25 protein-coding genes are annotated in these 23473 nt (G+C 49.8%); 16 read left to right on the forward strand and 9 right to left on the reverse strand.

Features of this window, described 5'->3' with window-relative positions; all coding sequences use genetic code 11:
- Together LLG09_06755 and LLG09_06760 are read right to left on the reverse strand one after the other, a co-directional pair.
- A partial coding sequence (locus tag LLG09_06755) for a Gfo/Idh/MocA family oxidoreductase (protein ID MCE5196811.1) occupies positions 1-485 on the reverse strand: 485 nt, incomplete at its 3' end.
- 13 nt (positions 486-498) lie between these two features.
- Positions 499-1296, reverse strand: coding sequence for a sugar phosphate isomerase/epimerase (locus tag LLG09_06760; protein MCE5196812.1), 798 nt, complete (start codon positions 1294-1296; stop codon positions 499-501).
- 233 nt (positions 1297-1529) lie between these two features.
- Here LLG09_06760 and LLG09_06765 point away from each other — a divergent pair, with 233 nt between their 5' ends.
- The 7 genes from LLG09_06765 (at position 1530) to LLG09_06795 (ending at position 7660) form a co-directional block, all read left to right on the forward strand.
- Positions 1530-2720 carry a pyridoxal phosphate-dependent aminotransferase gene (locus tag LLG09_06765; protein ID MCE5196813.1) on the forward strand — a complete coding sequence of 397 codons (1191 nt, stop codon included), beginning with the start codon at positions 1530-1532 and terminating at the stop codon, positions 2718-2720.
- Positions 2721-2749: 29 nt separating this feature from the next.
- Complete coding sequence (gene panB, locus LLG09_06770; GenBank protein ID MCE5196814.1) at positions 2750-3601, forward strand: 3-methyl-2-oxobutanoate hydroxymethyltransferase; 852 nt, start codon at positions 2750-2752, stop codon at positions 3599-3601.
- 331 nt (positions 3602-3932) lie between these two features.
- On the forward strand, positions 3933-4355 hold the full coding sequence (locus tag LLG09_06775; GenBank protein MCE5196815.1) for an Rrf2 family transcriptional regulator: 423 nt from the start codon (positions 3933-3935) through the stop codon (positions 4353-4355).
- A gap of 36 nt (positions 4356-4391) precedes the next feature.
- Entirely contained in the window at positions 4392-5564 is a 1173-nt protein-coding gene (gene nifS, locus LLG09_06780) for a cysteine desulfurase NifS (protein MCE5196816.1), read from the forward strand.
- A 30-nt stretch (positions 5565-5594) separates the two neighbouring features.
- Positions 5595-6002 carry a Fe-S cluster assembly scaffold protein NifU gene (nifU, locus tag LLG09_06785; protein MCE5196817.1) on the forward strand — a complete coding sequence of 136 codons (408 nt, stop codon included), beginning with the start codon at positions 5595-5597 and terminating at the stop codon, positions 6000-6002.
- Positions 5986-6909: a thioredoxin-disulfide reductase gene (gene trxB / locus LLG09_06790; GenBank protein ID MCE5196818.1), complete on the forward strand. Its 924-nt coding sequence runs from the start codon at positions 5986-5988 to the stop codon at positions 6907-6909. Before nifU ends, trxB begins: the two co-directional genes overlap by 17 nt.
- A gap of 4 nt (positions 6910-6913) precedes the next feature.
- Positions 6914-7660: an epoxyqueuosine reductase gene (locus LLG09_06795; protein ID MCE5196819.1), complete on the forward strand. Its 747-nt coding sequence runs from the start codon at positions 6914-6916 to the stop codon at positions 7658-7660.
- 58 nt (positions 7661-7718) lie between these two features.
- Here LLG09_06795 and LLG09_06800 read toward each other — a convergent pair whose 3' ends face one another.
- From LLG09_06800 to LLG09_06815, 4 genes are read right to left on the reverse strand one after another with little or no spacing between them, the layout of a single operon-like run.
- Positions 7719-8270: a DUF4340 domain-containing protein gene (locus LLG09_06800; GenBank protein ID MCE5196820.1), complete on the reverse strand. Its 552-nt coding sequence runs from the start codon at positions 8268-8270 to the stop codon at positions 7719-7721.
- Entirely contained in the window at positions 8267-9751 is a 1485-nt protein-coding gene (locus LLG09_06805; GenBank protein ID MCE5196821.1) for a GldG family protein, read from the reverse strand. Before LLG09_06805 ends, LLG09_06800 begins: the two co-directional genes overlap by 4 nt.
- Complete coding sequence (locus tag LLG09_06810) at positions 9752-10615, reverse strand: ABC transporter permease (protein MCE5196822.1); 864 nt, start codon at positions 10613-10615, stop codon at positions 9752-9754.
- Positions 10612-11601 carry an ABC transporter ATP-binding protein gene (locus tag LLG09_06815; protein MCE5196823.1) on the reverse strand — a complete coding sequence of 330 codons (990 nt, stop codon included), beginning with the start codon at positions 11599-11601 and terminating at the stop codon, positions 10612-10614. The genes LLG09_06810 and LLG09_06815 overlap by 4 nt, the downstream gene beginning before the upstream one ends.
- 389 nt (positions 11602-11990) lie before the next feature.
- Between LLG09_06815 and guaB the strand changes: the two genes are divergently transcribed.
- Positions 11991-13448 (forward strand): IMP dehydrogenase, encoded by a 1458-nt coding sequence (gene guaB, locus LLG09_06820; protein ID MCE5196824.1) that lies wholly within the window; start codon positions 11991-11993, stop codon positions 13446-13448.
- Positions 13449-13558: 110 nt separating this feature from the next.
- Here the strand turns inward: guaB and LLG09_06825 are convergent, their stop codons facing one another.
- Positions 13559-13873 carry a hypothetical protein gene (locus LLG09_06825; GenBank protein ID MCE5196825.1) on the reverse strand — a complete coding sequence of 105 codons (315 nt, stop codon included), beginning with the start codon at positions 13871-13873 and terminating at the stop codon, positions 13559-13561.
- Positions 13874-14035: 162 nt separating this feature from the next.
- Here LLG09_06825 and LLG09_06830 point away from each other — a divergent pair, with 162 nt between their 5' ends.
- The 4 genes from LLG09_06830 to nadE all read left to right on the forward strand — a co-directional run bounded on the left by LLG09_06830 (position 14036) and on the right by nadE (position 18244).
- The gene (locus LLG09_06830; protein ID MCE5196826.1) at positions 14036-15433 is read left to right on the forward strand and encodes a glycoside hydrolase family 20 zincin-like fold domain-containing protein; all 1398 of its coding nucleotides are present in this window, start codon (positions 14036-14038) and stop codon (positions 15431-15433) included.
- A gap of 71 nt (positions 15434-15504) precedes the next feature.
- Positions 15505-16677, forward strand: coding sequence for an alanine--glyoxylate aminotransferase family protein (locus LLG09_06835; protein MCE5196827.1), 1173 nt, complete (start codon positions 15505-15507; stop codon positions 16675-16677).
- A 79-nt stretch (positions 16678-16756) separates the two neighbouring features.
- Entirely contained in the window at positions 16757-17356 is a 600-nt protein-coding gene (gene nadD / locus LLG09_06840) for a nicotinate (nicotinamide) nucleotide adenylyltransferase (GenBank protein MCE5196828.1), read from the forward strand.
- Between the two features lie 114 nt (positions 17357-17470).
- Entirely contained in the window at positions 17471-18244 is a 774-nt protein-coding gene (gene nadE / locus LLG09_06845) for an NAD(+) synthase (GenBank protein ID MCE5196829.1), read from the forward strand.
- Positions 18245-18296: 52 nt separating this feature from the next.
- Here nadE and LLG09_06850 read toward each other — a convergent pair whose 3' ends face one another.
- Positions 18297-19037 carry an esterase family protein gene (locus LLG09_06850; protein ID MCE5196830.1) on the reverse strand — a complete coding sequence of 247 codons (741 nt, stop codon included), beginning with the start codon at positions 19035-19037 and terminating at the stop codon, positions 18297-18299.
- Positions 19038-19195: 158 nt separating this feature from the next.
- Here LLG09_06850 and LLG09_06855 point away from each other — a divergent pair, with 158 nt between their 5' ends.
- Entirely contained in the window at positions 19196-20392 is a 1197-nt protein-coding gene (locus LLG09_06855) for an acyltransferase (GenBank protein MCE5196831.1), read from the forward strand.
- 31 nt (positions 20393-20423) lie between these two features.
- On the forward strand, positions 20424-21074 hold the full coding sequence (locus tag LLG09_06860) for an HAD family phosphatase (protein ID MCE5196832.1): 651 nt from the start codon (positions 20424-20426) through the stop codon (positions 21072-21074).
- A gap of 98 nt (positions 21075-21172) precedes the next feature.
- On the opposite strand, the gene LLG09_06865 is transcribed toward LLG09_06860, so the two are convergent.
- Positions 21173-21631, reverse strand: a complete 459-nt coding sequence (locus LLG09_06865; GenBank protein ID MCE5196833.1) for a RidA family protein — start codon at positions 21629-21631, stop codon at positions 21173-21175.
- A gap of 178 nt (positions 21632-21809) precedes the next feature.
- On the opposite strand from LLG09_06865, the gene LLG09_06870 reads away from it, so the two are divergent.
- Positions 21810-22355, forward strand: a complete 546-nt coding sequence (locus tag LLG09_06870; protein ID MCE5196834.1) for a hypothetical protein — start codon at positions 21810-21812, stop codon at positions 22353-22355.
- A 33-nt stretch (positions 22356-22388) separates the two neighbouring features.
- Positions 22389-23273 carry a 4-hydroxy-tetrahydrodipicolinate synthase gene (gene dapA, locus LLG09_06875; GenBank protein MCE5196835.1) on the forward strand — a complete coding sequence of 295 codons (885 nt, stop codon included), beginning with the start codon at positions 22389-22391 and terminating at the stop codon, positions 23271-23273.
- Positions 23274-23473: the final 200 nt, after the last annotated feature.

The raw sequence follows: 23473 nt of genomic DNA on the forward strand, positions 1-23473 counted from the left end.
GCGGCAATCGCTTTGCCATAAATTCCGCTCTCCATCGTCTGTTTGAGAAATTCGTATTCACCCCAGAAACGCAGACAATGACCGATCATCAGCTGTTGATTGCAGCGCTGCGCCGTCTCTATCATCAGGCGGCATTCCGCTGCATCCATCGCCATTGGTTTCTCGCATAAGACATGCAAACCCTGCTGCAGGCATTTCACTGCGGTCTGACAATGCAAAAAGGTGGGCAGAGCGATCGTCACAAATTCCAGGTCTTCTTTAGCCAGCATTTCATCCAGATCGTGATAGCAGTGAAATTGGCTGAAATCATAATGGCTGTCGCCGATCCCCTCCAGATTCAGCTGCCCCCGAAAATTCTCAAATTTCGCCGGATCCACGTCACAGACCGCCACCAATTGCAGCGGACCGCCGTCTTTCAGCATACGAAGATAGTTATCCAAATGACCTCTGCCCATGGCTCCCAGACCGATTAAAGCTGCTCTCATACGAAATACTCCTTTACATGCTGAAAATGGTTTCCAGATGACTGATTGTATTGTTCAAAAAATGCTGCGGTGCCAATTTTGCGAAGGGGACTTCTACGGTGAGATAACCGTCATAGGCGGCGGCGCGCAGGGCAGACATCACCCGCGGCCAATTGACATCCCCTTCCAATAAATCGACAAAGCCTTCCAGGTTGCCAACTGAGCGTTTAAAATCTTTCAAGTGAATGCGGAGCAGCATATCATCGAGGATTTCAATCCAATATTCGGGGTAGGAATTGACCACGGCATTGCCAACATCAAAATAAGCTCCCACCAGCGGCGAATCGATTTCTTCAATGAAATGCCGCATTTCCAAGGGAGACAGTAAAAATTTGTTCCAAACGTTTTCAATCCCTACAAATACGCCGTAGTGCTGCAGAAAAGGTTTCAATTCCCGAATCGCCTGCAAAGCGTTATCATAGGCTTCGAGGTAAGAAGTTTCCTCATCCACCATACCGGGTACAACCAAAATGCAGCTGGCCTGCAGTGCTTTGGCGTCGATGACCAGTTGTTTCACAATTTCCTGCGCCCGCTTGCGTTTGGCAGAGTCATTGGCGGTCAGGCGGTACTGCCACAGATGAGGTGAAACCAGGCCGATGATTTCCAAATGATGTTTTCTGCATAACTGCAGAATTTCCGCAACTTCTGTTGGCGAGAGAGGACTTTCCAAATTTAATTCGATTCCGTCAAATCCGGCCGCAGATACCCAGGCGAATTCCTCTGCGCGGCTCAGCCCCTTGGGGATACCAACTTCATTGATGCCTTTTTTCATGGAATCATCTCCTTGCTCTGCTGTTTTTTTTGTAAATCTTTCCTCTCTTAGTTAGTTTTTCTCCCGGCATTCTCCTTTCTGCTTGTCTGATTTTTGCAATATTTTCTGACGATATCCTATTGACAGTGATCAAGTAAGGTGGTATTTTTAATTTATCTTTGTTGGATTTGCTGTCACAGCTGTTTTTTTTAAATCGAATTGGACGAGATCAGACCGGAATAGGAGGGATGTTCATGCAGGATAGCCCGCTGGCGCAGCGCATTTCCTTGCTGCAGGGAGAAGGCGCTTACAAGGTTCTGGCCCAGGCGACCGCTTTGGAAGCGCAGGGACGGGATATTATTCATCTCGAAATCGGACAGCCGAATTTTCACACCCCGCTGAATATACAACAGGCGGCATTTCGGGCGATTGCGGAGGGCAAGACCGGTTATACCGCGGCGCAGGGGCTGCTGGAAACGCGTCAGGCCATTGCCGAATACTGTTGGAAATACAAGCAGGTGAAAACGAATCCGGAAGAGATTGTGGTGACGCCCGGCGCTAAACCGATTATTTTTTTTACCATGCTGGCTTTGATCAATCCCGGCGATGAAGTCATTTGCCCCAACCCCGGTTTCCCAACCTATGCCTCCTGCATCCATTTCAGCGGAGGTAAAGAGGTGGCTTTGAAACTGCTGGCTGAGAATTCTTTTCAGCCGGACCCAGACGAATTGAAGTCGCTGCTGAATGAGAAAACGAAGCTCGTCATTTTAAACAATCCATCCAATCCAACCGGTCAGATGATCGGTAAGGAGCAGATGCTGCAATTGGTGGAAATCATCCGGGACAATTCCAGGGCTTATATTTTATGTGATGAGATTTATGACCGCTTGATTTTCGATCAAACCCAGGCGCTGTCCGCGGCAGCCGTTGCAGGGATGAAGGATCGCACCATTTTACTGGATGGCTTTTCCAAAACCTATGCCATGACCGGCTGGCGTCTGGGTTACGGTGTGATGCAGGCGGAAATTGCCGCGGCGTTTTCTACTTTGATGGTCAACAGCAACGGCTGTGCCGCTTCGTTCAGTCAGATCGCCGCCATCGAAGCGCTGCGCGGCCCGCAGGAAAGTGTGACGATGATGCGCGACGCCTTTGCGGAACGCTCCGTTTGGTTGGCCAAAGCGCTCAATCAAATTGACGGAATTGAATGCCAAATCCCGAACAGCGCCTTTTACGTCTTCCCCAGCGTGCAAAAAACCGGCATCGGCAGCGCGGAATTCGCTGAACGCCTGCTGAATGAAGCCGGTGTGGCGGCATTGGATGGGGAATCCTTTGGTTTGTATGGCAAAGGCCATCTGCGTTTATCCACAGCGAATTCGATGGAGAATATTCAGGCGGCAGCGGCCCGCATCGCCGCATTTACAACCAGCTTGCAGGCGACAGTTTAATTCAGCAAGCATGAAGGAGGAATTTTTTGATGGCAAAGAAAAAATCGGTACTTGATTTTCGCAAAATGAAGGCAAAAGGGGAGCAGGTTGCCTGGATGACCTGTTACGATTATCCGATGGCCACCTTTGAGGAAGCGGCCGGCATGGATATGATTCTGGTGGGAGATTCGCTCGGCATGATCGTCTTGGGCTATCAGGGGACGAATCCCGTTACCATGGAAGACTGTTTATCCCACTGCCAGGCTGTCAAACGCGGCGCTCCCAATACCTTTATCATTGGTGATATGCCGTTTGGCTCATATCAGACTTCAAATGAAGACGCCGTCTATAACGCCTGCCGTTTCCTGAAAGAAGCGCAGGTCGATGCAATTAAACTGGAGGGTGGGGTTCGCGTTAAGGACAGAATCCGCGCCATAGCCGATGCCGGGATCGCCGTGATGGGTCATATCGGTCTGACACCGCAGAGTTCCGGACAATTGGGTGGATTTATGGCGCAGGGGCGAACGGTGGCCAGCGCTCAAGCCGTGATTGAGGACGCTCTGGCAGTCGAGGCAGCGGGAGCTTATTCTATTTTAGTCGAAGCCGTACCACCGGAAGTGACTGCTTTCCTCTGCCAACTGCTGACCATTCCTGTCTATAGTATCGGCGCCGGCGCGGCAGACGGACAATTGCTGATCTGCGGCGATATGTTGGGATTGTTCCAGGCGTTCACGCCGAAATTTGTAAAAAAATACGCCAATGTGGCGCAGATAGAAACAGAAGCCTTCAAGGAATATATCAGAGACGTCAAAGCCGGCGTCTTTCCGGAAGATCAGCATGCTTATCACATCACGGAGCCGATTGAAGGCTTCCGGGAACTGTTTGGAAAATATCAAAAATAGCAGAGAAAACGATCGGATTTTCAGGTCGGTCGCATCGTCGGATTCAAGATAAAACACGCTCCCTGTGGCAGCCGATCGGCATCTGGCTGCCACAGGGAGTTTTGCTTTTTTTTTAAGCAAAAACAGGTCTCTCTGTGGTCGGCGCGTCAGAGAGACATTTCATTTTTCCCCGCAACATAACGGAACAAAAGGAAACTCTGCCGCTGTGCGCATTTACAGCAGCAACTACCTTAAAAAATCAGATTCCGAACTTGACATATTCCTAGTAAAGGAGTAGGATATAAACAGATAAAGCCTAGCAATTTGATAGGATATCAAGAAGGCGGTGCTTATGAAATTTTCAACGCGCAGTGAGTATGGTTTGCGTGCCATGGTGGTTCTGGCTGGCAATGAGGGAGGTAATCCGCTTTCGCTGCGGCAAATAGCAGAAGATGAGCATATTTCAGAGCAATACCTGGAGCAGATTTTTATGGAGTTAAAAAAAGCCGATCTGGTGCTCAGCATCCGGGGTGCTTATGGCGGCTATCGTTTAGCTAGAAGCGCAGAAGAGATTACGGTGCGGCAGATCCTGGAGGTTTTGGAAGGACCCATTGTGCCCTGCGATTGCTTAAGTCAGGAACTTGGTTTTACGTCCTGCGGCAGCAAAGAAGAAGCCTGCCTGATTCAGGTTGTCTGGCGCCGGCTGCAGACCGGAATGAACGAAATCCTGGAAAGTATGAATTTGCATGATTTGCAGGCCGGTAAATATCAGTAAAAAGCCATAGATGGTTTTTTAGAAAGGAAGAATACGATGAGGACGATTTATCTGGATCATGCGGCGACGACAGCTGTCGATCCGCGTGTGCTGGAAGCGATGCTGCCGGTTTTCACCGAAGTGTATGGCAATGCCTCCAGTATGCATCATGTGGGTCAGGCGGCGCGAAAGCTGGTGGAAGAAGCGCGTGAAAAAGTAGCGAAAGCGATCGGAGCAGCCCCGGGTGAAATTTACTTTACATCCGGCGGTACCGAAGCGGATAACCTGGCTGTGCTTGGCGTAGCCGAAGCGATGGCCAGCCGCAAAGGCAAACATTTGATCACAACAGGAATTGAACACCATGCTATTTTCAACAGTTTTGCCTGGCTGAAAGAAAACGGTTTTGAGATCAGCGAACTGCCGGTTGATCAATTCGGTATGGTCAATCCGGCTGATTTGGAAAAAGCGATCCGTCCGGATACGATTTTGGTCAGCATCATGCATGCCAACAACGAGATCGGCACGATCCAGCCAATCGCCGAGCTCGGTCTCATCTGCAAAGCGCACAAGATTACTTTTCATGTCGACGCTGTGCAGACGGTCGGACATTTGCCGATCGATGTGAACGCAATGAATATCGATCTGCTCTCGATGTCGGCTCATAAATTTTACGGACCCAAAGGGGTAGGCGCTCTATACTTACGCCGCGGTGTACGGATCAAGCCGCATCTGCATGGCGGCGAACAGGAAAAGGGCCTGCGCCCCGGCACAGAGAATGTCCCCGGCATTGTCGGCTTAGGCAGAGCAATCGAAATTGCGGTGGCTGAAATGGCAGAGGAAAACGCTAGGGAAGCCGCTTTACGGGATCAGCTGATTGCCGGGCTGCTCAAGATCCCTGACGTGCGGCTGAACGGTCATCCTACCCGGCGGCTGTCGAGCAATGTCAATGTTAGTATCGCTTATATCGAAGGCGAATCCATCCTGTTGTCTCTTGATCTTCAGGGCATTTGCGCATCCAGCGGTTCTGCCTGCGCTTCCGGCAGTCTGGAACCTTCTCATGTTTTGTTGGCAATCGGACTCGATCATCCAACGGCGCATGGATCTTTGCGTCTGACCCTCGGGCGGGAAAATACCGCGGAAGATGTGGATTTTGTTTTACAGGTCATGCCGGAGATTGTCCAGCGCCTGCGTAAAATGTCGCCAATTTATCCGGAAAACCTCAGAAAGTAATTTTGTAAAATTTGAAAGGAGCTTTTATCAATGCAATACACAGAAAAAGTAATGGATCATTTTCAACATCCTCGTAACATGGGGCAGATCGAAAATCCCAGCGGAGTCGGCGAGGTTGGCAACGCCGTCTGCGGCGACATTATGCGGATCTACCTGACGGTGGAAAACAACGTGATTACGGACATTAAATTTCAGACCTATGGCTGCGGCGCAGCGGTTGCGACCACTTCGCAATTAACCGAAATGGTGAAAGGCAAAACATTGGAGGAAGCACTCAAAATCACCAATGCAGATGTTGCTAAGGAATTGGGCGGTCTGCCGCCGGTGAAATTACACTGTTCCAACCTGGCTGCCGACGCTTTGAAGGTTGCCATTGAGAATTATCAGCAAAATTTGAAACAGGAAAAGGAGTCCGTAAAAAATGCCGAATCCCGTTGAGATTGCCATCATCGGTTCCGGTCCCGCCGGCATGGCGGCCGCGCTTTATGCCGGCCGGGCTGGAAAAGAAACAGTCATTTTGGAGAAAGCCTTCCCCGGTGGACAGGCTTTTAACACTTATCTGATCGAAAACTACCCCGGCATCAAAAAAATCGGCGGTCCCGACTTTACGCAGACCCTGAGTGAGCAGGCTCTGAGTTTTGGCACCAGGATGATCACCAACGAAGTGACATCCGTTGATCTGCAGGCGGATCCCAAGCGAATCAGCTTTGCCGACGGCAGCTCTTTGGCAGCCAAAGCGGTTATCTTAGCTATGGGCGCCATGGCGAAAAAACTGGGTGTCCCGGGAGAAGAGAAATTAACGGGTTTGGGCGTATCCTATTGTGCTACCTGTGACGGCGCTTTTTTTAAAGACCGGCACGTCGTGGTGGTAGGCGGCGGCGATGCAGCCCTGGAAGAAGCCTTGTTCCTCACCCGTTTTGCAGCCAGCGTCACGATCCTGCATCGCCGCAATGAGTTCAGAGCGACGCAAGTGCTGCAGGATCGCGTGAGAAGTCATCCCAAAATTGTGATCAAAACCCCCTATGTCAGCAAAGAAGTCATCGGCGAACGCAAGGTGACTGCTTTAGAAGTACAGCATGTCGAGACCGGGGTTGTTGAACGGATTCCCTGCGACGGTATCTTTGTTTACGTCGGTTTTATACCGATGACGCAGCTCGCTGTCGGTCAGCTGGAGATGGACAATAACTATATCGTTGCCAACGACGCCACCATGGCGACTTCGCTGCCGGGTGTTTATGCGGCCGGGGATCTGAGAGTGAAAAAGCTAAGACAAATTGTCACTGCCGTTGCCGATGGTGCTTTGGCCGCAACCAGCGCGGACCTTTGGCTCGAAAGCAAGGAGTAAGGGGATGACGACGAAGCTTGAGCTGTCTCAATTGATTCGGGACACTGTGGCTGCCGATGCGCAGGCCGCCAGTTTCCGTGAGCCTGTGATTGGCTTCTCGTCTGCTTTGGATCCAAGCTATGCTACGTTACCGCAAATTGTGGGACCCTGGATCGCACCGCCGCAATTTTTTCTGCCGGCGGTCGAAACAATTCTTTCTTTCTTCATCCCCTTTGCGCCGGAGATTGCCGAGGCAAATCAGCACGGGTCACAACCGGCACGCAGTTGGGCAAAAAGTTACATCGATGCCAATCTCCTGATTGAAATAGTGTCGCAAACGGTGATCCGGCATTTGGCTGCCCGGGGGATTGTTGCTGCCTCGATTCCACCCACGCATACCTATGACGAAAAAACACTGACTTCTGCCTGGTCGCATCGCAGCGCGGCTTATATCGCCGGCTTGGGCAGCTTTGGGGTGAACCGCATGCTGATAACCAAAAAAGGCTGTGCGGGGCGGTTCGGCTCGATCCTGCTGGCAATTCCGCTGGAACCGGATGCTCCTTCTGCGCAAGAAAATTGTCTTTATTATCGGGATGGCAGCTGTTTGGTCTGCCTTGCCCAATGTCCGACCGGAGCGCTGCGGCTGGACGGGTTTGATAAATTCCTCTGCAACGCGAAATTATTGCAAAATGCGGCAGAATTCAGCGACCTGGGTTGGTGTGATGTTTGCGGTAAATGTTTGGCAGCACCCTGTGCGGTTCTGGAAAAATAAAGCAAGCCGGAATGCAGAATTAATTTTCTGTGTTCCGGCTTTTCCTGATGTTGACAGATTAAGGCGTCGTGACAGCGGCGGCTGTCAGATCGGCTAAGTTGTAGAGGAAAGCGGAAATCAGCGTGTCGTTGACCAAATAAACAAAATCCCGGCCGCTGATGCTCAGATAATAATCCGAATTGACACTGCTTCTGTCGCCGACGGTCAGCACGATTTCCCGCTGATCTTTGGTTGTAATCACATAAACATAAGATGGGGCAGTCAAACCGTATTCACCGGTCAATTCGCTGCCGCTCAATTGGCGGGAGGCCGTCAGTGAGGTGAGCGCGGCAACCATTGCCGCCGGATAGCTTTGATCGATTGCCAAAGCAGCATCATCCGCTGCTTGCCAGGTCTGATTGGCTTTGCGAAGGGTGACTGTTTCTCCTTTATACGTCCACATCAGCCGGCTGATATCTTCCGCTGGTAAATCCGGCAGGAGTGCGATCGTTTTGGCTGCCTCGATTTTATTGGCATTTTTTGTCGAAAGATAACCGACGAAGACATAGCAGCCAACCAGGCTGATAAGCAGCAGTAGTAAAAGCAGCAGCCTGCGGTTGCGATTTCTCATTTGCGTTTCCTTTCCCGCCACACGCTAAAACCGGCGGCAAGACAGCTAAGGGGGATAATCCCGATAAAGACGAAACTCAGCCTGGCGCTCATGCCGGAAGGGATCGTAAGGGTTTCTTTCGTTAAGCTCTTGGAGTGGATGGTAATGCTGTCTTCCCGGCCGCACATCCAATTGATCGAATTGAGGAAGAGATCCTGATTCGCGCCTGATACGGTCTGGTTGACGGTATCGTCCAGCAGATTGGAAGTCGCATACCAAACAATTTGAGTTTCCACGCTGCCGATGGTTTCGGTGACGGCCACTCCGACCGCAAAAGGTCCGCTCTGATCCGTCGTTTCCCGATCCGTCGTGGTCATTTGATAGCCGGCCATTTTGGCATAAGAGCGGTCCGTGGTCGTTAAAAGCTTGGTTACACTCAGCGTGTCGCGCAAATCGGCTAAGATGGTGATCCCGTGCGCGTAAGGAGCCAGGACATAATAACCACCGCTTTGCAGCGGGGCAGTAATTTCATGATAATTGATTTCCGGCAGTAAATAATGACTGTAACCTCGGATGAAATAATTGGCATCTTCTTCCAGAATCAAACCATTGACGGGTGCCGTACCATAATAAGCCATCACGGCAGCCAGATTCGGCAGCTCGGTTTCAGAATAAGTGGTGAAAAGCATCAAATTACCGCCGTTTTGCAGATAACTGAGAAGTTTGCTTTTCTCATCGGCAGAAAGGTCGGAAGTCGGCGCATAGATCAGTAAACAGGCTGTATCAGCCGGGACGCCATCGACTGTCAGCAGGCTCAAATCAGCCAGATTGATATTCTCTTTGGCTATGGCTGTTGTCATCGTACTGCTTAAAACGGATTCGCCATGTCCGCTCAAACGATACATGGTTGGCAGATTTTCGCTGGTAACATAATCGATGGCACTGGTCAGACTGCTTTCTCCGTCAAATGATGTGCTGTAGGTTCCGGTTGTGCTGTAATTACTGTAATCCGTGACATAGATGGAACCGTAGCTGATCAATTGGCTGCGGCTGCCGCTGACCACAATCACACTGTTGTTGCTGACCGCGGCCGTTGTATATTGCTTGCTGAAGCCGGGATTGGCGACCGGATCGATTACCGTAACGCTGACTTGATCGCTTAAATCCTCATAGCGGCTCAACAGTTGCTGCAACGGGGTGTCTTCTTCCCCGCTTTGGGCCAGCAGATAGATCTCTACCGGTTCGGTTAAGGAGGAGACCAGTTTTTCTGTCTGCTCTGATAAACTAAAAAGCCGATTTTGCGTCATATCCAATTGGGTGTATTTGGTCGGTAAACGATTGACCAGCATGACAACGGCGATTGCGATGGCAAGGACGATGAAGGAAGCGGAGACGCTGTAGCTGCCGATTTGAAAGGCCTTGCTGTGAAACTGTTTGGGATCAGCGGAGCGCTGCAAACCGGCTTTCAGATTTTGCTGCCAACGGTTTTTATCTTTTTGCATTTAGCTCCACCTTCTCTTTTCCATTGACTGAACGGTAAAAAAAACAAAAACAAGCACGACCATCAAAAAATAAACCAGCGCGGTCAAATCGAAAAGACCATTGGGAAAAACGTAGAAACGCTGGAATAAAGACAGGTTCCCGAAAACGGTAGGCAGCAGATTTTCCATACTGGCGGCGGAGAATTGTTTCATCAAAAGCAAAGCGCCTTCTCCCAAGATCGCCAGCAGCACTGCCGACAGACTGCTTTTGGTCAGATACCGGACGATGGTTGCCAGCAGCAGCACGGCCGCTGTAGCGGCTGCAAAGGAGGCGCCGGCCGTTGCCGGCAGATAAGCGACTAAGTCTGCCAGAAAATAGTTGAGTAATAAAACCAGAAAGCAAAGGGCGGCGGCAAAAGCTTGATTTTCCGTCAGGGAGGAGATAAACAGTCCGATCGCCAGTAAAGCGGCGCCCAGTAAGAAGAAGGCGAGCAGGGTGCCATAGGAAGCAAGCAGATTGACCGAACCGTATAGCGAGAGGATCAGGGGGTAAAAGCCGATAATCACGGTGGGGACCGCTAAAACGAACAACATCGCCAGATATTTAGCCAGTACGATTTTGGTCATGCTGACGGGAAGTGAATAAAGCAGCTGATCGGTTTTCTGCCGCTTTTCTTCCGCGATGACTCTCATACTGAGGATTGGCGTAATGACTAAAAAAATAAACGTCATATTGCCGAGCACATATTCAAAATTGGCGTAGCTGGCATTCAAGTTGATGACCATGGTATAAATACCGGCAAACAGCAGCAGAAAAGCAGTAAAAATATAACCAAGAACGCCATCATAATAGGATTTTACTTCTCTTTGGAAAACCGCTTTCATACTTTTTCTCCTTGCTCTGTTCTGACTTCTTCGGCCAATTGCGGAGCGTTCTCTTTTTCTGAAGTTAACTCAATGAAGATATCTTCCAGGCTGACATGCGTTTCCGTCATGTTTAAAATCGGACGCTGCAACCGGCAAAAAGCAAAAAAAATTTCTTCCGCCGGTGCGGTTGTTTTGGCATAGGAGAGCGTGATATCCAGAAGGTCGGCCGTTTCGCCGGGGGCATACGCAATCTGCGCAATCCCGTTCACTGCCGAGAGAGCCTGCTGCGCTTCCTCACGGCTTGATCTGACGGTCAATTTCATGGTAGAAGAACCGGCAAAGAGTCTTTCCAGATTTTCCGGCGTATCGTTGGCAACCAGTTTTCCGTTGGACAGGATCATAATGGAGTCACAGATTGCGCGGACTTCCGAAAGGATGTGGCTGCTGAGAATGACCGTGTGTGTCTTTCCCAGCGTTTTGATTAAGGAACGGATTTCTATGATCTGTTTCGGATCAAGACCGACGGTCGGCTCATCTAAAATGATAATCTCCGGGTCTCCCAAGAGCGCCTGCGCAATGCCAACCCGCTGTTTATAACCTTTGGAAAGATGCTTGATCAGTCGGTTCTGCACTTCAGCGATTTGGGTGATTTGAATTACTTGCAGCAATTGTTCCGGCAAATCCGCTTTTTTTACACCCTTAGCTCTGGCAACAAATTCCAGATATTCTTTTGGCGTCATGTCCTGGTAAAGCGGCGGCATTTCCGGTAAATAACCGATTAACCGCTTGGCAGCCTCGGGTTCTTCGAAAATATCATGACCATCAATTCTGACCTGGCCGGCAGTCGCCGCCAGGCAGCCGGTGATGATATTCATGGTAGTTGTTTTTCCGGCTCCGTTTGGTCCGAGCAAGCCATAGATTTGGCCGTTATCAACTGTAAATGTGAGATCCGATACGGCAGTGTGGCTGCCATATTGTTTCGTCAGTCCCTTAACTTCAATCAACTGGTAAACCCTCCTTTGTGTCTTCCAGGCACAGCCTGTTCAATCTGATTTTTATAAATTATAACACGTTCCAGCGAAGATAACATAAAAAAGCAGTTACGAAAAAAGCAAACCTGGCAGGCCGATCATGAATTGTTTGTGTCCTTTTTCTGGCTTTTAAATATTTCTGTCGTAAAATGAAAGATTACCCAACAACGAAAGTATGAGTCTGTTTACTCTTGCTGATGAATACAAATAACCAGTCGCGCTGTTTTAAACTGAACTGCCGAAATATTGGTTGGCAAAACAGAACCTACAAATTACTATAAAAATCAACATGAAAAAGGATTGCTTTCCGGGACGGAAAGTGATAACATTACAAAAATTTAGAGAGAAAAGAGGGGGGTTCAATGTCGTTACAAGACCGCATTGTCGGAGAAGGATTAACCTATGATGATGTTTTGCTGGTGCCTGCTTACTCGGACATCCTGCCGCGCGAAACGGATGTTTCCACACAGCTGACCAGGAAAATCAAACTGGGAATTCCAATCATGAGTGCCGCCATGGATACCGTAACGGAAAGCCGCATGGCGATCGCCATGGCCAGAGAAGGCGGGATCGGTGTAATCCATTCCAATATGGATATTGAAACACAGGCTCAGGAAGTTCTGCGGGTCAAACGCAGCGAACATGGAGTGATCACAGACCCATTCTATCTGTCCCCTGACAATACCGTCTATGAAGCGTTGGAGTTAATGGAGCGATATCGAATCTCCGGGGTACCGATCGTTACAGGATCAAAACTGGTTGGTATTTTGACCAATCGGGATATCCGCTTTCTGGACAATTATCAATATCCGATCAGCGAGGTGATGACACGCGAACCGCTGATCACTGCCAAAGTAGGCATCTCTCTGATGGAAGCAAAGCAGATCATGCAATTACATAAGATCGAAAAACTACCATTAGTCGACGATGAGATGAATCTGCGCGGTTTGATCACCATCAAAGATATTGAAAAATCACGTCAATATCCCAACAGTTCGCGCGATGCCAGAGGACGCCTGGTGGTGGCCGCGGCGCTGAGTATCAGCAAAGACTGTCTTCTGCGGGCGGAACGTTTGGTGCAGGCAGGAGTCGACGCGCTCGTGCTGGATAGTTCGCATGGTCACAGTCAGGGTGTGATCGATAAAATTCGGGAAGTGAAACGCAATTTCCCCAGTGTTGAGATCATTGCCGGCAATGTGGCAACGGCTGCCGCTACGCTCGCTTTAATCGAAGCCGGCGCCGATGCGGTCAAAGTGGGGATTGGTCCCGGTTCCATCTGCACGACCCGGGTCGTGGCCGGAGTGGGTGTGCCGCAAATCACCGCGGTGGCAAACTGCGCCGAAGCGGCGCTGGGTTCCGGTGTTTCCATCATCGCCGATGGCGGTATCAAATATTCCGGTGATATGATCAAAGCGCTGGCTGCCGGAGCACAGGTCGTCATGGTCGGCAATTTGCTGGCAGGCACGGAAGAATCACCCGGTGAGACAATCATCTATGAGGGACGCAGTTATAAACTGTATCGCGGTATGGGTTCCCTGGGGGCGATGGCGCAAGGTTCGAAATCGCGTTACTTCCAGGAAGAAGCCAAGAAATTCGTCCCGGAAGGCATTGAAGGCAGAGTGCCTTACAAAGGCCCGGTTTCCGAAACCTTATTCCAAATGATAGGTGGCATTCGTTCCGGTATGGGTTATTGCGGCTGCCGCACGCTTGGCGAATTAAGCCAGAAAGCGCAGTTTATCCGCATTACCTCTGCCGGTTTGAAAGAAAGCCATCCGCATGATGTCCAGATCACCCGCGAGGCACCAAACTACAGCGTATAAAAGAAATAACCCAATACGGCGTTCAAAGAAATCACCAAAAAGGGTGACGAAATTTGCAATTGCAGATTCCGTCACCTTTTTCTCTTTCCGTGATCCGGTTTTGATCGAATTCAAAAAGAAATTTGACGGCATTGTTTAAAAACGCAGAGTGAAAATGAGTTTGGAAGAAGCGCGTAATGATTGCCGGACCGGTCTGCCTTCGGCAGAAGAGGGCAGATCAGTCCGAAAAGCGCTTGTTTCTGCAAATCTGTCAGCCCAAAACCATAACATGCATCATCTATGAGCGCATCGTTTTCTTTGTTCAGGAGAATAATGAACAGCGGCAGAAAGAAGAATGATAAAAAGCGGAAGAATAAGCGGTGGGGCAAGCGAACTCTGCGGTTTTCAAGTTTGCTGGCAAGTAAAAAAAAGCAATCAGTTCGCACTTGAGAATTGACTTCTTTTTTCTTGTCTTAATCCGGTTATTATTGTAATAAAATGGCAGAGCAAGAATACCGGAACACCGGCCGGCTTTGAAAGAAGGGAATAGATTGTAAAAGAGAGAAGTAAGAAATATTTCTGGGATTCTGCTTACGGAGGGTTGCTTTATGCCCCGTTATCCAAAACTCACGCCGCCCCTGATCCCCGCTCCGCGTACCGTGATCTGGCACCGTCCGGATACCCAGTTGCCTTCTCCCTTTTTTCTCTTGCTGCCGGAAGAACAACTGACTGTTTTGCTGCCTTTGGCAATTGCCTTTCAGCAGGAAATCAGCCGGGAAATCGGAATTGAAGTAAAGATCGGCACGGGATTACCGCAGGATGCGGGATTTGCGGCTGTCGTTGACTGCAATGCGGCGCGGCTGCGCCATGAGCAGGGCTATCGTTTGGAAATTGATCAAAAACAAATCCATATCGGTGCGAAAAATGCGGTTGGCGCCGCATTTGGCCTGCAAACGTTGAGGCAGATTATTTTATTCAGCGGGCGAACGCTGCCGACTTGTTATATTACCGATTGGCCGGACTTTGCAGAGCGCAGCGCCGCCTTCCATTTCTCCGATGGCAGAACTCAAACACTGCAGAATCTCTTGGCTTGGGTTGACCGTCTGGCGGCTTTAAAGTATAATCGTCTCGATCTGTTCTTCTCAGCTTCTGCGGAGGACGCCGGCGATCTGCGGCAATTCACGGAAGAGGAACTCTACCGGTTGGCTGCTTATGCCGCCGCGCAGTTTATCCGGGTCCATACGCACCAACAGCAAACGATACAGGAGGTGATGCGCAGCGAGCACTTGGCCTATGGCGATTGTTTTCTGGAGAACACAGTGGCAGGTGCGACAGATCTGGCGATCCGGCAGCTCTCCCAGACAGCGAAGCAGAGCCTTGGCACAGCTTGCGCAGGAATTCTGGTGGATTTGCAGCCCCAGGCAGGTTGGCCGGTCTCCGAACCGGTTTGCTATTATCCCTGCGTTTTTGCTGCCGGTATCTTTTGGTGCCGGGAGACCAATCTGGAAAATGATGTCTTCCCGTGGTTGGATGCGGTACTGCTGCAGGACCGCAGCGGTTCCGCCGGAAGCTTATTGCGTGATTTGGGCAATTGTTATCAGGGATTACAGATTACAGATTCTGATCAGTTGGAGATCCTGCCGGCGGATTTGCTGTCGGACGATTTACAGGTGAAAACGAAAAACACCAGGCAGCTGACCCCGGAACGCCTGGCTGAATTCATCGCCAGACTCGAAACGGAGCATGCTCAATTGTCCTATCTGGAGATGCGGGCGCCCGCTGGCGTGCAAATCCTGGCGGAGCTGGAAAATACCTGCCGCTTATTGCTGTTGGCGGCGCAAAATGCGCGCCTGGATCTGCAAGCAGGGCAAGGAATCCCAGCCGATGCGAGCGAAGCGGCGCAAATAGCGAAACGATACCGCTCTGAGCGGCTGCGCTGGTCAGCGCTTTGGTATCGCCGCCATCAGCCGGCACTCAATCCCGTTGCTGCCTGCGTAACGGATTGAATTGAAAGGGAAACTTGCAGAGCGAAAGTCAGCTCTGAAGTGATAAAAAACAATTTAGGAGGCGTTTGATTATGACAATGACTAAGAACAAAGAAATGTTGTTGATCCCGGGACCCACTCCGGTTTCTGATGAGGTTTATGAGGCTTTGGCCGGTGAAACCTATGCACATACCGATCCGAGATTTGTGGCGAATTATGTCAACGCGCTGCAGATGACCAGGGAAATGTTCCATTGCCGCGATGGTCAGGTCTTTGTGATTTGCGGTTCGGGAACCTTAGCCATGGAAATGGCGATTGTCAATACGGTCAGGCCGGGTGAGAAGATCCTTGTTCTGTCACATGGCTATTTTGGTGACCGCTTCCTGCAAATTGCCAAAGCCTTTGGCATTCAGGCCGATACGATCCAATCTGTCTGGGGCGAACATGTTGATCTTGCCGAGGTAAAGGCCAAATTGGCGGACGGTCATTATAAAGCCGTTACCGTGACGCATGTCGACACCTCGACCGGTGTGACAGCGAATCTGGAAGAATTGGTTCCTCTGGTCAAAGCCAGCGGTGCTCTCTTTATTTTGGATGGCGTCTGCGCTGCCGCGGCCCTGGAAGAGGATATGGAGAAAGCCTATGCAAATCAGCCCGATTATAAAATTGATGTCATTCTGACCGGCAGCCAGAAAGCGATTGCAGTGCCGCCCGGTTTAGCGATTCTGGCCTTTGGAGCGAAGGCGCTGGCAGCCAGAGCAGCGATGGAGACCATACCGGCTTATTATGCCGATCTCAAGATGTGGCAGCCGGTGATGGAAAATCCGGGTAAGTATTATGCCACACCTGCTGTGAATATGGTCAACGCCTATGAGGCAGGTATGAAATTGGTTATGGCGGAAGGTCTGCCGGCTCGTTTTGCGCGCCACACCAAAACCGGTAAAGCGGTTCGTGCTGCTTTGAGCGTATATGGCATGCAAGCCCTGGCTCCGGAAGAGATTGCCGCGCCAACTTTAAGCTGTATTCTATATCCCGCAGGCGTAAACGATGCTCAGTTCCGCAGTTATCTGGCTGAAAAAGGTGTGGTGGTGGCCGGTTCGCTGGCGAGTTTAGCCGGTAAAGCCTTCCGTTTGGGACATATGGGAAACACAACCCCAGAGATGCTGCAGAAAGCGATCGTGCTGATTGGAGAAGCCTTACAAGCGCAGGGCAAAGCAGTCAGCATCGGGCAAGCGACGGCGAAATTCACGGAAATGATGAAATAGTCACCGCCAGCGCTCATGATATCTCTGAAAAGGCCGTTTCAGTTGCGAAACGGCCTTGTACAAATTGGAGGGTGCATCGATGTGGATCGTCTATGGCGGCGCTTTTAATCCGCCTACCAAAGCACATTTGTGTTTTGCGACCAGAATCCTGCAGGAGCCGGAGGTAGAAAAACTGATTTTTATGCCGGTGGGGGATCGCTATGACAAACCGGAATTGATTGCCGCCGAACACCGCCTGGCGATGTGCCGCCTGATGGCAATGTATGACGAACGTTTTGAAGTATCTTCCTTAGAATCTGACAGCCGGGTGCAGTTCGGCACTTATCATAGCTTGATGTCTCTGCAAAAGCAGCATCCGCAGCAGCAATTTGCGTTTTTAACCGGTGCCGATAATTTCTCTTATCTGACAACCTGGGTCGAAGCGGCACGGCTGTTGGAGAATTTTCAGATTTGGGTGATGCCGCGACCCGGATTTGACAGCTCTGCTTTGCTGCAGCAGGAACCGCTCCTGCAAAAAAATCAATCCCATCTGCGCTTCCTGCATTTTTTACCGTTATTGGATATCAGTGCGACCGAGATTCGCCAGCAAATTGCGGCGGGTGCCGGGCGGGTTGATGCTTTGGATGATGTGGTGATGGCTTATATCAAAACGCATGAATTGTATGGCGCGAAGTTGTAGAGAATGGTCTTGACCATTGCGCCGTGCCTGCCGTCGCCGGATTTGCGCTGTCTGTTTTGGGATTGAACTTTGTCACGGATCACATTTTACAGTGAAATACAAGGAGAAATACAGATGATATTTGATGCAATAAAGGCAAAGAACGCCTGCGTGGCCTGGATTCAAGCCTGGTTTCTCAAAAATGGGCAAGGCTGTAATGCGGTTGTCGGCATCTCCGGAGGGAAAGACAGCTCCGTTGTCGCTGCTCTGTGTGTCGAAGCGCTGGGAACGGCGAGGGTGATCGGCGTGCTGATGCCCAATGGGGTGCAAGAAGATATTCAAGATGCCCGGCTTTTAGTCGATACGCTCCGGATTAAGAATTATACGATTAATATTGGCAAGGCCTATACGGCACTCGAAACGGCTATTCTTGAGGAAACCGGTTTGTTTTCAAAGCAATCCGCCATAAATATGCCGGCGAGGTTAAGAATGACCACCCTCTATGCTGTCTCGCAGTCCAATAATGGCCGTGTCGTCAATACATGTAATTTATCAGAAGATTGGGTCGGTTATTCCACGCGTTACGGTGATGCTGCGGGAGATTTCAGTCCGCTCGCTTGCTTTACCGTAGCGGAAGTCAAAGAGATTGGCCGTGCGCTGCGCCTACCCGAGACATTGGTGGAAAAAACACCTGCAGACGGGCTCAGCGGTTTCAGTGATGAAGATAATTTGGGTTTTACTTATCAAGTCCTGGATCGTTATATTCGCACCGGTATCTGTCAGGATCCAATTACAAAAGAGAAAATTGACACGCTGCACCGCAACAATGCCTTCAAGCTGCGATATATGGATTGCTTTCGTTACCCCGACTGCTCCTCTGCCTGCCGGGAAGCCACTATGAAAAATTAAAAACAGGAATTGCCGCCAACAACAGTTCCTGTTTTTAGAACTAATTTTAGAACTAAATCAAAGATTCTTCCCGCAGATAGCGCAGAAAGCGTTCAATACAAATATTCCAATATGGCCAGGTATGAGCATAGCCTTCATCCAAAAACAATTCCGGCATCAATTTCCATTTTAACATATTTTTGTAGAAAAGTTTATTAGAAAAAGCAAAAGCATCTTTTGAACCGCAGCTGAGGTGGAAAAAAGGCAGGGCGGCGAAGTCTTCGCATTGGTTCAATAAGAAATGGACATCATTTTCGGTTTCTGTGATAAACCGTTTACCGAAAATCGCCTGCCATTCCTGGCCGGTCACTTGCGTGCGGCATAATTCAATATCGAAAGCACCGGAAAAACTGCCGGCCACACGATATTGCTCTGGTGCACGCAAAGCCAATTTGACAGCGCCGTAACCACCCATGGAAAGCCCTGCAATAAAACGTTTTTCCCGCTGCCGGCCTATTCGGAACATACTCTCACAAATTTGCGGAAATTCTTTTTGAATATAGGTGTAATAATTGCCGCCAAAAGCCATGTCGGTATAAAAACTGCGTTCGGCATTTGGCATCATCACGGCAATGCCATATTCGTCGGCCCAGCTTTCCAATTGAGTGAAGCGGGTCCAACTGCTGCTGTCATCTCCCAAGCCGTGCAGCAGGTAGAGAACCGGAAAATCATCGCCGGTTTGCGGTAAAATTGCGCGGAACTGCGTTTGCTTTTGCAGAATATCGGAATAAATTTCACAATGCAAAAGAGCCATCGCGACACCTCTTTTCTTTTTATTATACTCAGTATAGCATAAAAGCGGCAGGAAAGACAAGTTCTCATTGCTTTTTACTGGCGCCGGTTCTATAATAAATAAGCGCGGCATATGCGCCCGCGAATCGCGTCAGCTCAAGACAGGCAGGTGATACCTCTTTGAACGAACAAGCGCAGGCTCCGCCTGCCCAGCAAAAGCGTCAGCAATATTACGCGGTGGATATTGCTAAATTCATCTGTTCTATCCTTGTTGTGGCAGGTCATACCTTTCCTTTGGGAACCTACAGTGAGGCAGGAGACTTTCTGATTATTCAGGGGATTGCCCGCGTGGTAGTACCTTTCTTCTTGCTAACCGCGGCTTATTTGTTCTTTTCTCATTATCCGTCGGCGCTGCCCGGGAGTTGGCGTCAGGCAGGCTATTTATGGCACTACATCGAACGTCTGGGCATCCTGTTTTTTTTCTGGAGTATAATCTGTTATAGTTTGATCGCCCTGGCTTATATGATGAATGGCGTGGAAGGCGGCTCTCTGCAATTCATGCGCAGTTTTTTTGCAATTGTCACTTATCCCTGCCTGATCGTGGACTATGCCAAATATTCTCTGATCGGTTGGTGGCAGAGCGGACTGAGCGGTCCGCAACTGTCCAATTTTATTTATAACATCGTACACACCTTCAATCAATACCATCTTTGGTATTTTCCTTCGCTGATGTTGGGGTTGGCGATTGTTTATGCATTGCTGCGCCGCTTGCGGCTTGGTTGGGTGATTGCCATCAGTGCCGTGCTGTTTTTGTTAGGCACGCCGGCAGATGCTTATTATGGCATGACAATCTATGTGCCGCCGGTGCGGGTCTGGGTCAATCAATATATCGCTATGTTCTATACGACAAGGAACGGTGTGTTTTACGCGACTCTGTTTATCGCCGTCGGCGCTTTGCTGTCCTGGAAAAATATCCCGATCAGAAAAGAGATTTCACGCCTGATTTTTATGCTCAGCTTTGCTTTGATGATTGCGGAAGCGCAAATTCTGCGCTATTATCAAATTCAGCGCGACTATAATTTTAACTTTTTCGCCATTCCGGCCGCGATTTTTCTCTTGCTCTGGCTGAAAGAAGTAAAATTAAAGGATAACCCCATCTATCGCTGGCTGCGAGAAACGAGTGTTTTGGTTTATTGCAGCCATGGTGTGTTCATTTTCCTCTTGCCGGTCGTCTTTCAGTTATTTGGTTTATCCGCATTTTACTCTAACAGCCTGATTCGTTTTGGCAGTGTTTATCTCGTGTCCCTCGGATTTTCCGCGGCGGTTTTATGGTTGGAAAAAAAGCCGCATCTCGCGTTCCTCCGCAATCTGCATTAAAATAAAAACAGGAAAGTTGGTCGATCAAACGGTGAGCACAATTCAAGGGGCGATTTTTGATTTTGACGGAACCTTATTGGATTCCATGCATTTTTGGAGTGAGTTGGACGGCGCCTATTTACTGCGAAAATCAAGGCTGCCAAAACCGCAGCTTTCCGACACCTTTAAGAAAATGAGCATGCAGGAAACGCTGCAGTATCTGCAGACCGAATATGGTATCGAGGATTCACAGGAAGCGATCTTAGCGGAAATCAGCAGTATGGCGGAGGACGCCTATCGCAATCAATTGGTATTAAAGGAGGGAGCGCTGCAGTTGCTGACACACTTGCGTCAGCAGGGAGTCCGAATGTGCATCGCCACGGCCAATCATCGGCCGTTGGTTGAGATTGCGCTGCAACGCTTTGGTCTCACGGATTTTTTCTCGGCGCTGATCACCTGTACGGAAATCGGCTGCGGCAAAGACCAGCCGGAAATATTCTACCAAGCTCATAAAATCCTGGCGACACCCAAAGCAGAAACCTTGGTGTTCGAGGATTCACTGCATGCGGTGATTACCGCGAAAGCAGCAGGTTTCCGCGTCATTGGCGTCTATGATGAGAGTTCCCGTGAGGATGCAGAAGCCATTCGCAGCCTAACCGAAGAATATCTGTTCTCACTCAAGGATTGGAAGCCGGATTGGTAAAGAGAATGAGCTGAACAACAACGACGGGAAAAAAAACAATGCCTTGCGGCTGCTCCTTTTGAGGGAACCGCCGCAAGGTATTGCTGGTTTTCCGGGAACTACTCTTTCAATTTTACGATCATTTCGATTTCCACCGGAGCATTGAGCGGCAATTCTGCTACGCCGACCGCCGAGCGGGCATGCACACCGGCTTCGGCAAGAATTTTACCCATCAATTCGGAAGCGCCGTTGGCAACGCCGGGCTGCCCGTGAAAGTCAGGCGCGCTGGCGACAAAGGCGACGACTTTGACGACCTTTTCGATCTGTTCGACGTCAGCTACCGTATTGACAGCAGCCAGACAATTGATGGCACAGAGTTTTGCTGCTTCGTAAGCGACCTCCGGCGCCACTTCAGCGCCGACTTTGCCGACGTACTGCAGTTTACCGGCAATGACCGGCAACTGACCGGATGTATAAACATAATTGCCAACCCGCACGGCAGGGGCATAAGCGGCCAGGGGTTTGGCTGCAACCGGAATTTCCAGACCGAGTTCTTTTAATTTGCTTACAATACTCATCGATAAAACCTCCTTTGAAATTTGCTTTATTATACCACTTCCCGCCGTCCCTGACCAGCGTTTCCTGTAATTCTTTTCAGGATCAGCTTTCGAGAAAATAATCAGACAAGGTCTTTTCATTCTCTATAAAATGCGGTATAATACACATGGAAGCATAAAGTAATAAGGGGGGCATCCTATGCAAAACTTAAAAGAAAGTTCCTGGGCGGAGCAGATTCAGCAATTACGGGAAATCATTGAAGAAAAGTTTCAACGCCGTTCTTTTCTGGTGCGTGTGCTCAGCATTTTCAGCGTGATTTTTATCGGATCAAGCTTGCTCATCGGCGTAGCTGTGCAGCGTCAGCGGATTCAGCATGTGGTGCGGCTCAATCGGAACGGCTTAGTGATGGACTTGCAGGGGCTGCGTCATCTCATTCGCCAGGCGAATAATGGCAAATGGGAAACTTCCGATGCAAAAACACTTCTGGCGATCCGACGTTCTGTCTTGGCTCGTATTTCCACTCTGGAAACAGCCGATGTCAGACTATCCAGAGTTTGGACCCGTCTGCTGAACTATCTCAACTTCGTCATGGGGGCTGTCGGCAATGACAGCCAAACCAATGAGACATTAGAGAGCTTCGAACAAGTGCTCGCGCGGCTTGAGCAAGTTTTGGAACATGATCATCTTTCCAAGGTGGAAATGAGCATGATTCTGAAAGACTTGGATCAATTAACCGCTGCTTAGTCTGATCAAAGATACCGAAAGGAAGAGAGTAGAATGCACCGTTTTCAAGGTATTTACGCGCCAATCGCCACCCCGTTTAGCAAAGGTGAAATTGACTGGGATGCGTTAAAACATAACATTAACTTTTATAATCAATCGAAATTAGCCGGTCTGGTCGTGCTGGGTTCCAACGGCGAATTTGCGATGCTCACCTACGATGAGAAGGTGGAATTGGTCAGCTATGTACGCAAGTATTTGCGTTCCGACAAAAAAATCATCGCCGGTTCCGGCTGTGAATCAACCCGTGAGACAATTCAGTTGTCCAACAGTTGTGCCGATGTGGGAGCGGACGCCGCCCTGGTCGTGACGCCGTGGTATTACAAAGACAGTTACAAAGACGAGGTTCTCAAGGCGCATTATACGGCGGTTGCCGATGCTTGCGTCATTCCGGTCATGCTTTACAACATGCCGCGCAATGCCGGGGTCAATATGTCGGCATCCCTGGTCTGCGATTTGGCGAAGCACGGCAATATTGTCGGTGTCAAAGACTCCGGCGGCGATATCGTACAAATCACAAACATAATCAACGGCACTCCGGCTGATTTCAGCGTTTTTGCCGGTTCAGCCAGTTTCCTCTATGCAACCCTGGCTTTGGGTGGTGTTGGCGGCACGCTGGCGGTCGCCAATCTGCTGCCGGATCTTTGCGTCGAATTAATGCAGGCGGTGCAGGACGGAAAACATGCCCGCGCAGTTGAAATACAGGCGGAACTCATGGCGGTCAACGCCGCCGTCACTTCCCGCTTTGGCATACCCGGTTTGAAAAAGGCGATGGATCTCATCGGCTTAAAGGGCGGTCAGCCGCGTCTGCCGCTGCAGCCGTTGGACGATGCCAAAACAAGCGAACTGAAAAAAATTCTGGCAGGTGTCGGCTTACTTTAAAAAATAAGCAAAACGCTGCTGCAAGATGGAATGCAGCAGCGTTTCTGCAGAGTGCTCAAAAAAAGACTAACTATTAAAAGTCAATCCCCAAAATGAAAAAAACTGTGGATAGGCCGCCGCCCTATGACAAGCAGCAGCCAAATGCTGCGGAAAGATCAGCGAGGGCGACGGAGGCAATAAATTACCAGACCCAGCCCCCC

Source organism: Negativicutes bacterium (assembly GCA_021372785.1).
Taxonomy (GTDB): domain Bacteria; phylum Bacillota; class JAAYKD01; order JAAYKD01; family JAAYKD01; genus JAJFTT01.

Coding starts and splice junctions, on each gene's coding strand:
- LLG09_06760 (MCE5196812.1), bottom strand. CDS start 1,296: ATGAAAAAAGGCATCAATGAAGTTGGTATCCCCAAGGGGCTGAGCCGC.
- LLG09_06765 (MCE5196813.1), top strand. CDS start 1,530: ATGCAGGATAGCCCGCTGGCGCAGCGCATTTCCTTGCTGCAGGGAGAA.
- panB (MCE5196814.1), top strand. CDS start 2,750: ATGGCAAAGAAAAAATCGGTACTTGATTTTCGCAAAATGAAGGCAAAA.
- LLG09_06775 (MCE5196815.1), top strand. CDS start 3,933: ATGAAATTTTCAACGCGCAGTGAGTATGGTTTGCGTGCCATGGTGGTT.
- nifS (MCE5196816.1), top strand. CDS start 4,392: ATGAGGACGATTTATCTGGATCATGCGGCGACGACAGCTGTCGATCCG.
- nifU (MCE5196817.1), top strand. CDS start 5,595: ATGCAATACACAGAAAAAGTAATGGATCATTTTCAACATCCTCGTAAC.
- trxB (MCE5196818.1), top strand. CDS start 5,986: ATGCCGAATCCCGTTGAGATTGCCATCATCGGTTCCGGTCCCGCCGGC.
- LLG09_06795 (MCE5196819.1), top strand. CDS start 6,914: ATGACGACGAAGCTTGAGCTGTCTCAATTGATTCGGGACACTGTGGCT.
- LLG09_06800 (MCE5196820.1), bottom strand. CDS start 8,270: ATGAGAAATCGCAACCGCAGGCTGCTGCTTTTACTACTGCTGCTTATC.
- LLG09_06805 (MCE5196821.1), bottom strand. CDS start 9,751: ATGCAAAAAGATAAAAACCGTTGGCAGCAAAATCTGAAAGCCGGTTTG.
- LLG09_06810 (MCE5196822.1), bottom strand. CDS start 10,615: ATGAAAGCGGTTTTCCAAAGAGAAGTAAAATCCTATTATGATGGCGTT.
- guaB (MCE5196824.1), top strand. CDS start 11,991: ATGTCGTTACAAGACCGCATTGTCGGAGAAGGATTAACCTATGATGAT.
- LLG09_06830 (MCE5196826.1), top strand. CDS start 14,036: ATGCCCCGTTATCCAAAACTCACGCCGCCCCTGATCCCCGCTCCGCGT.
- LLG09_06835 (MCE5196827.1), top strand. CDS start 15,505: ATGACAATGACTAAGAACAAAGAAATGTTGTTGATCCCGGGACCCACT.
- nadD (MCE5196828.1), top strand. CDS start 16,757: ATGTGGATCGTCTATGGCGGCGCTTTTAATCCGCCTACCAAAGCACAT.
- nadE (MCE5196829.1), top strand. CDS start 17,471: ATGATATTTGATGCAATAAAGGCAAAGAACGCCTGCGTGGCCTGGATT.
- LLG09_06850 (MCE5196830.1), bottom strand. CDS start 19,037: ATGGCTCTTTTGCATTGTGAAATTTATTCCGATATTCTGCAAAAGCAA.
- LLG09_06865 (MCE5196833.1), bottom strand. CDS start 21,631: ATGAGTATTGTAAGCAAATTAAAAGAACTCGGTCTGGAAATTCCGGTT.
- LLG09_06870 (MCE5196834.1), top strand. CDS start 21,810: ATGCAAAACTTAAAAGAAAGTTCCTGGGCGGAGCAGATTCAGCAATTA.
- dapA (MCE5196835.1), top strand. CDS start 22,389: ATGCACCGTTTTCAAGGTATTTACGCGCCAATCGCCACCCCGTTTAGC.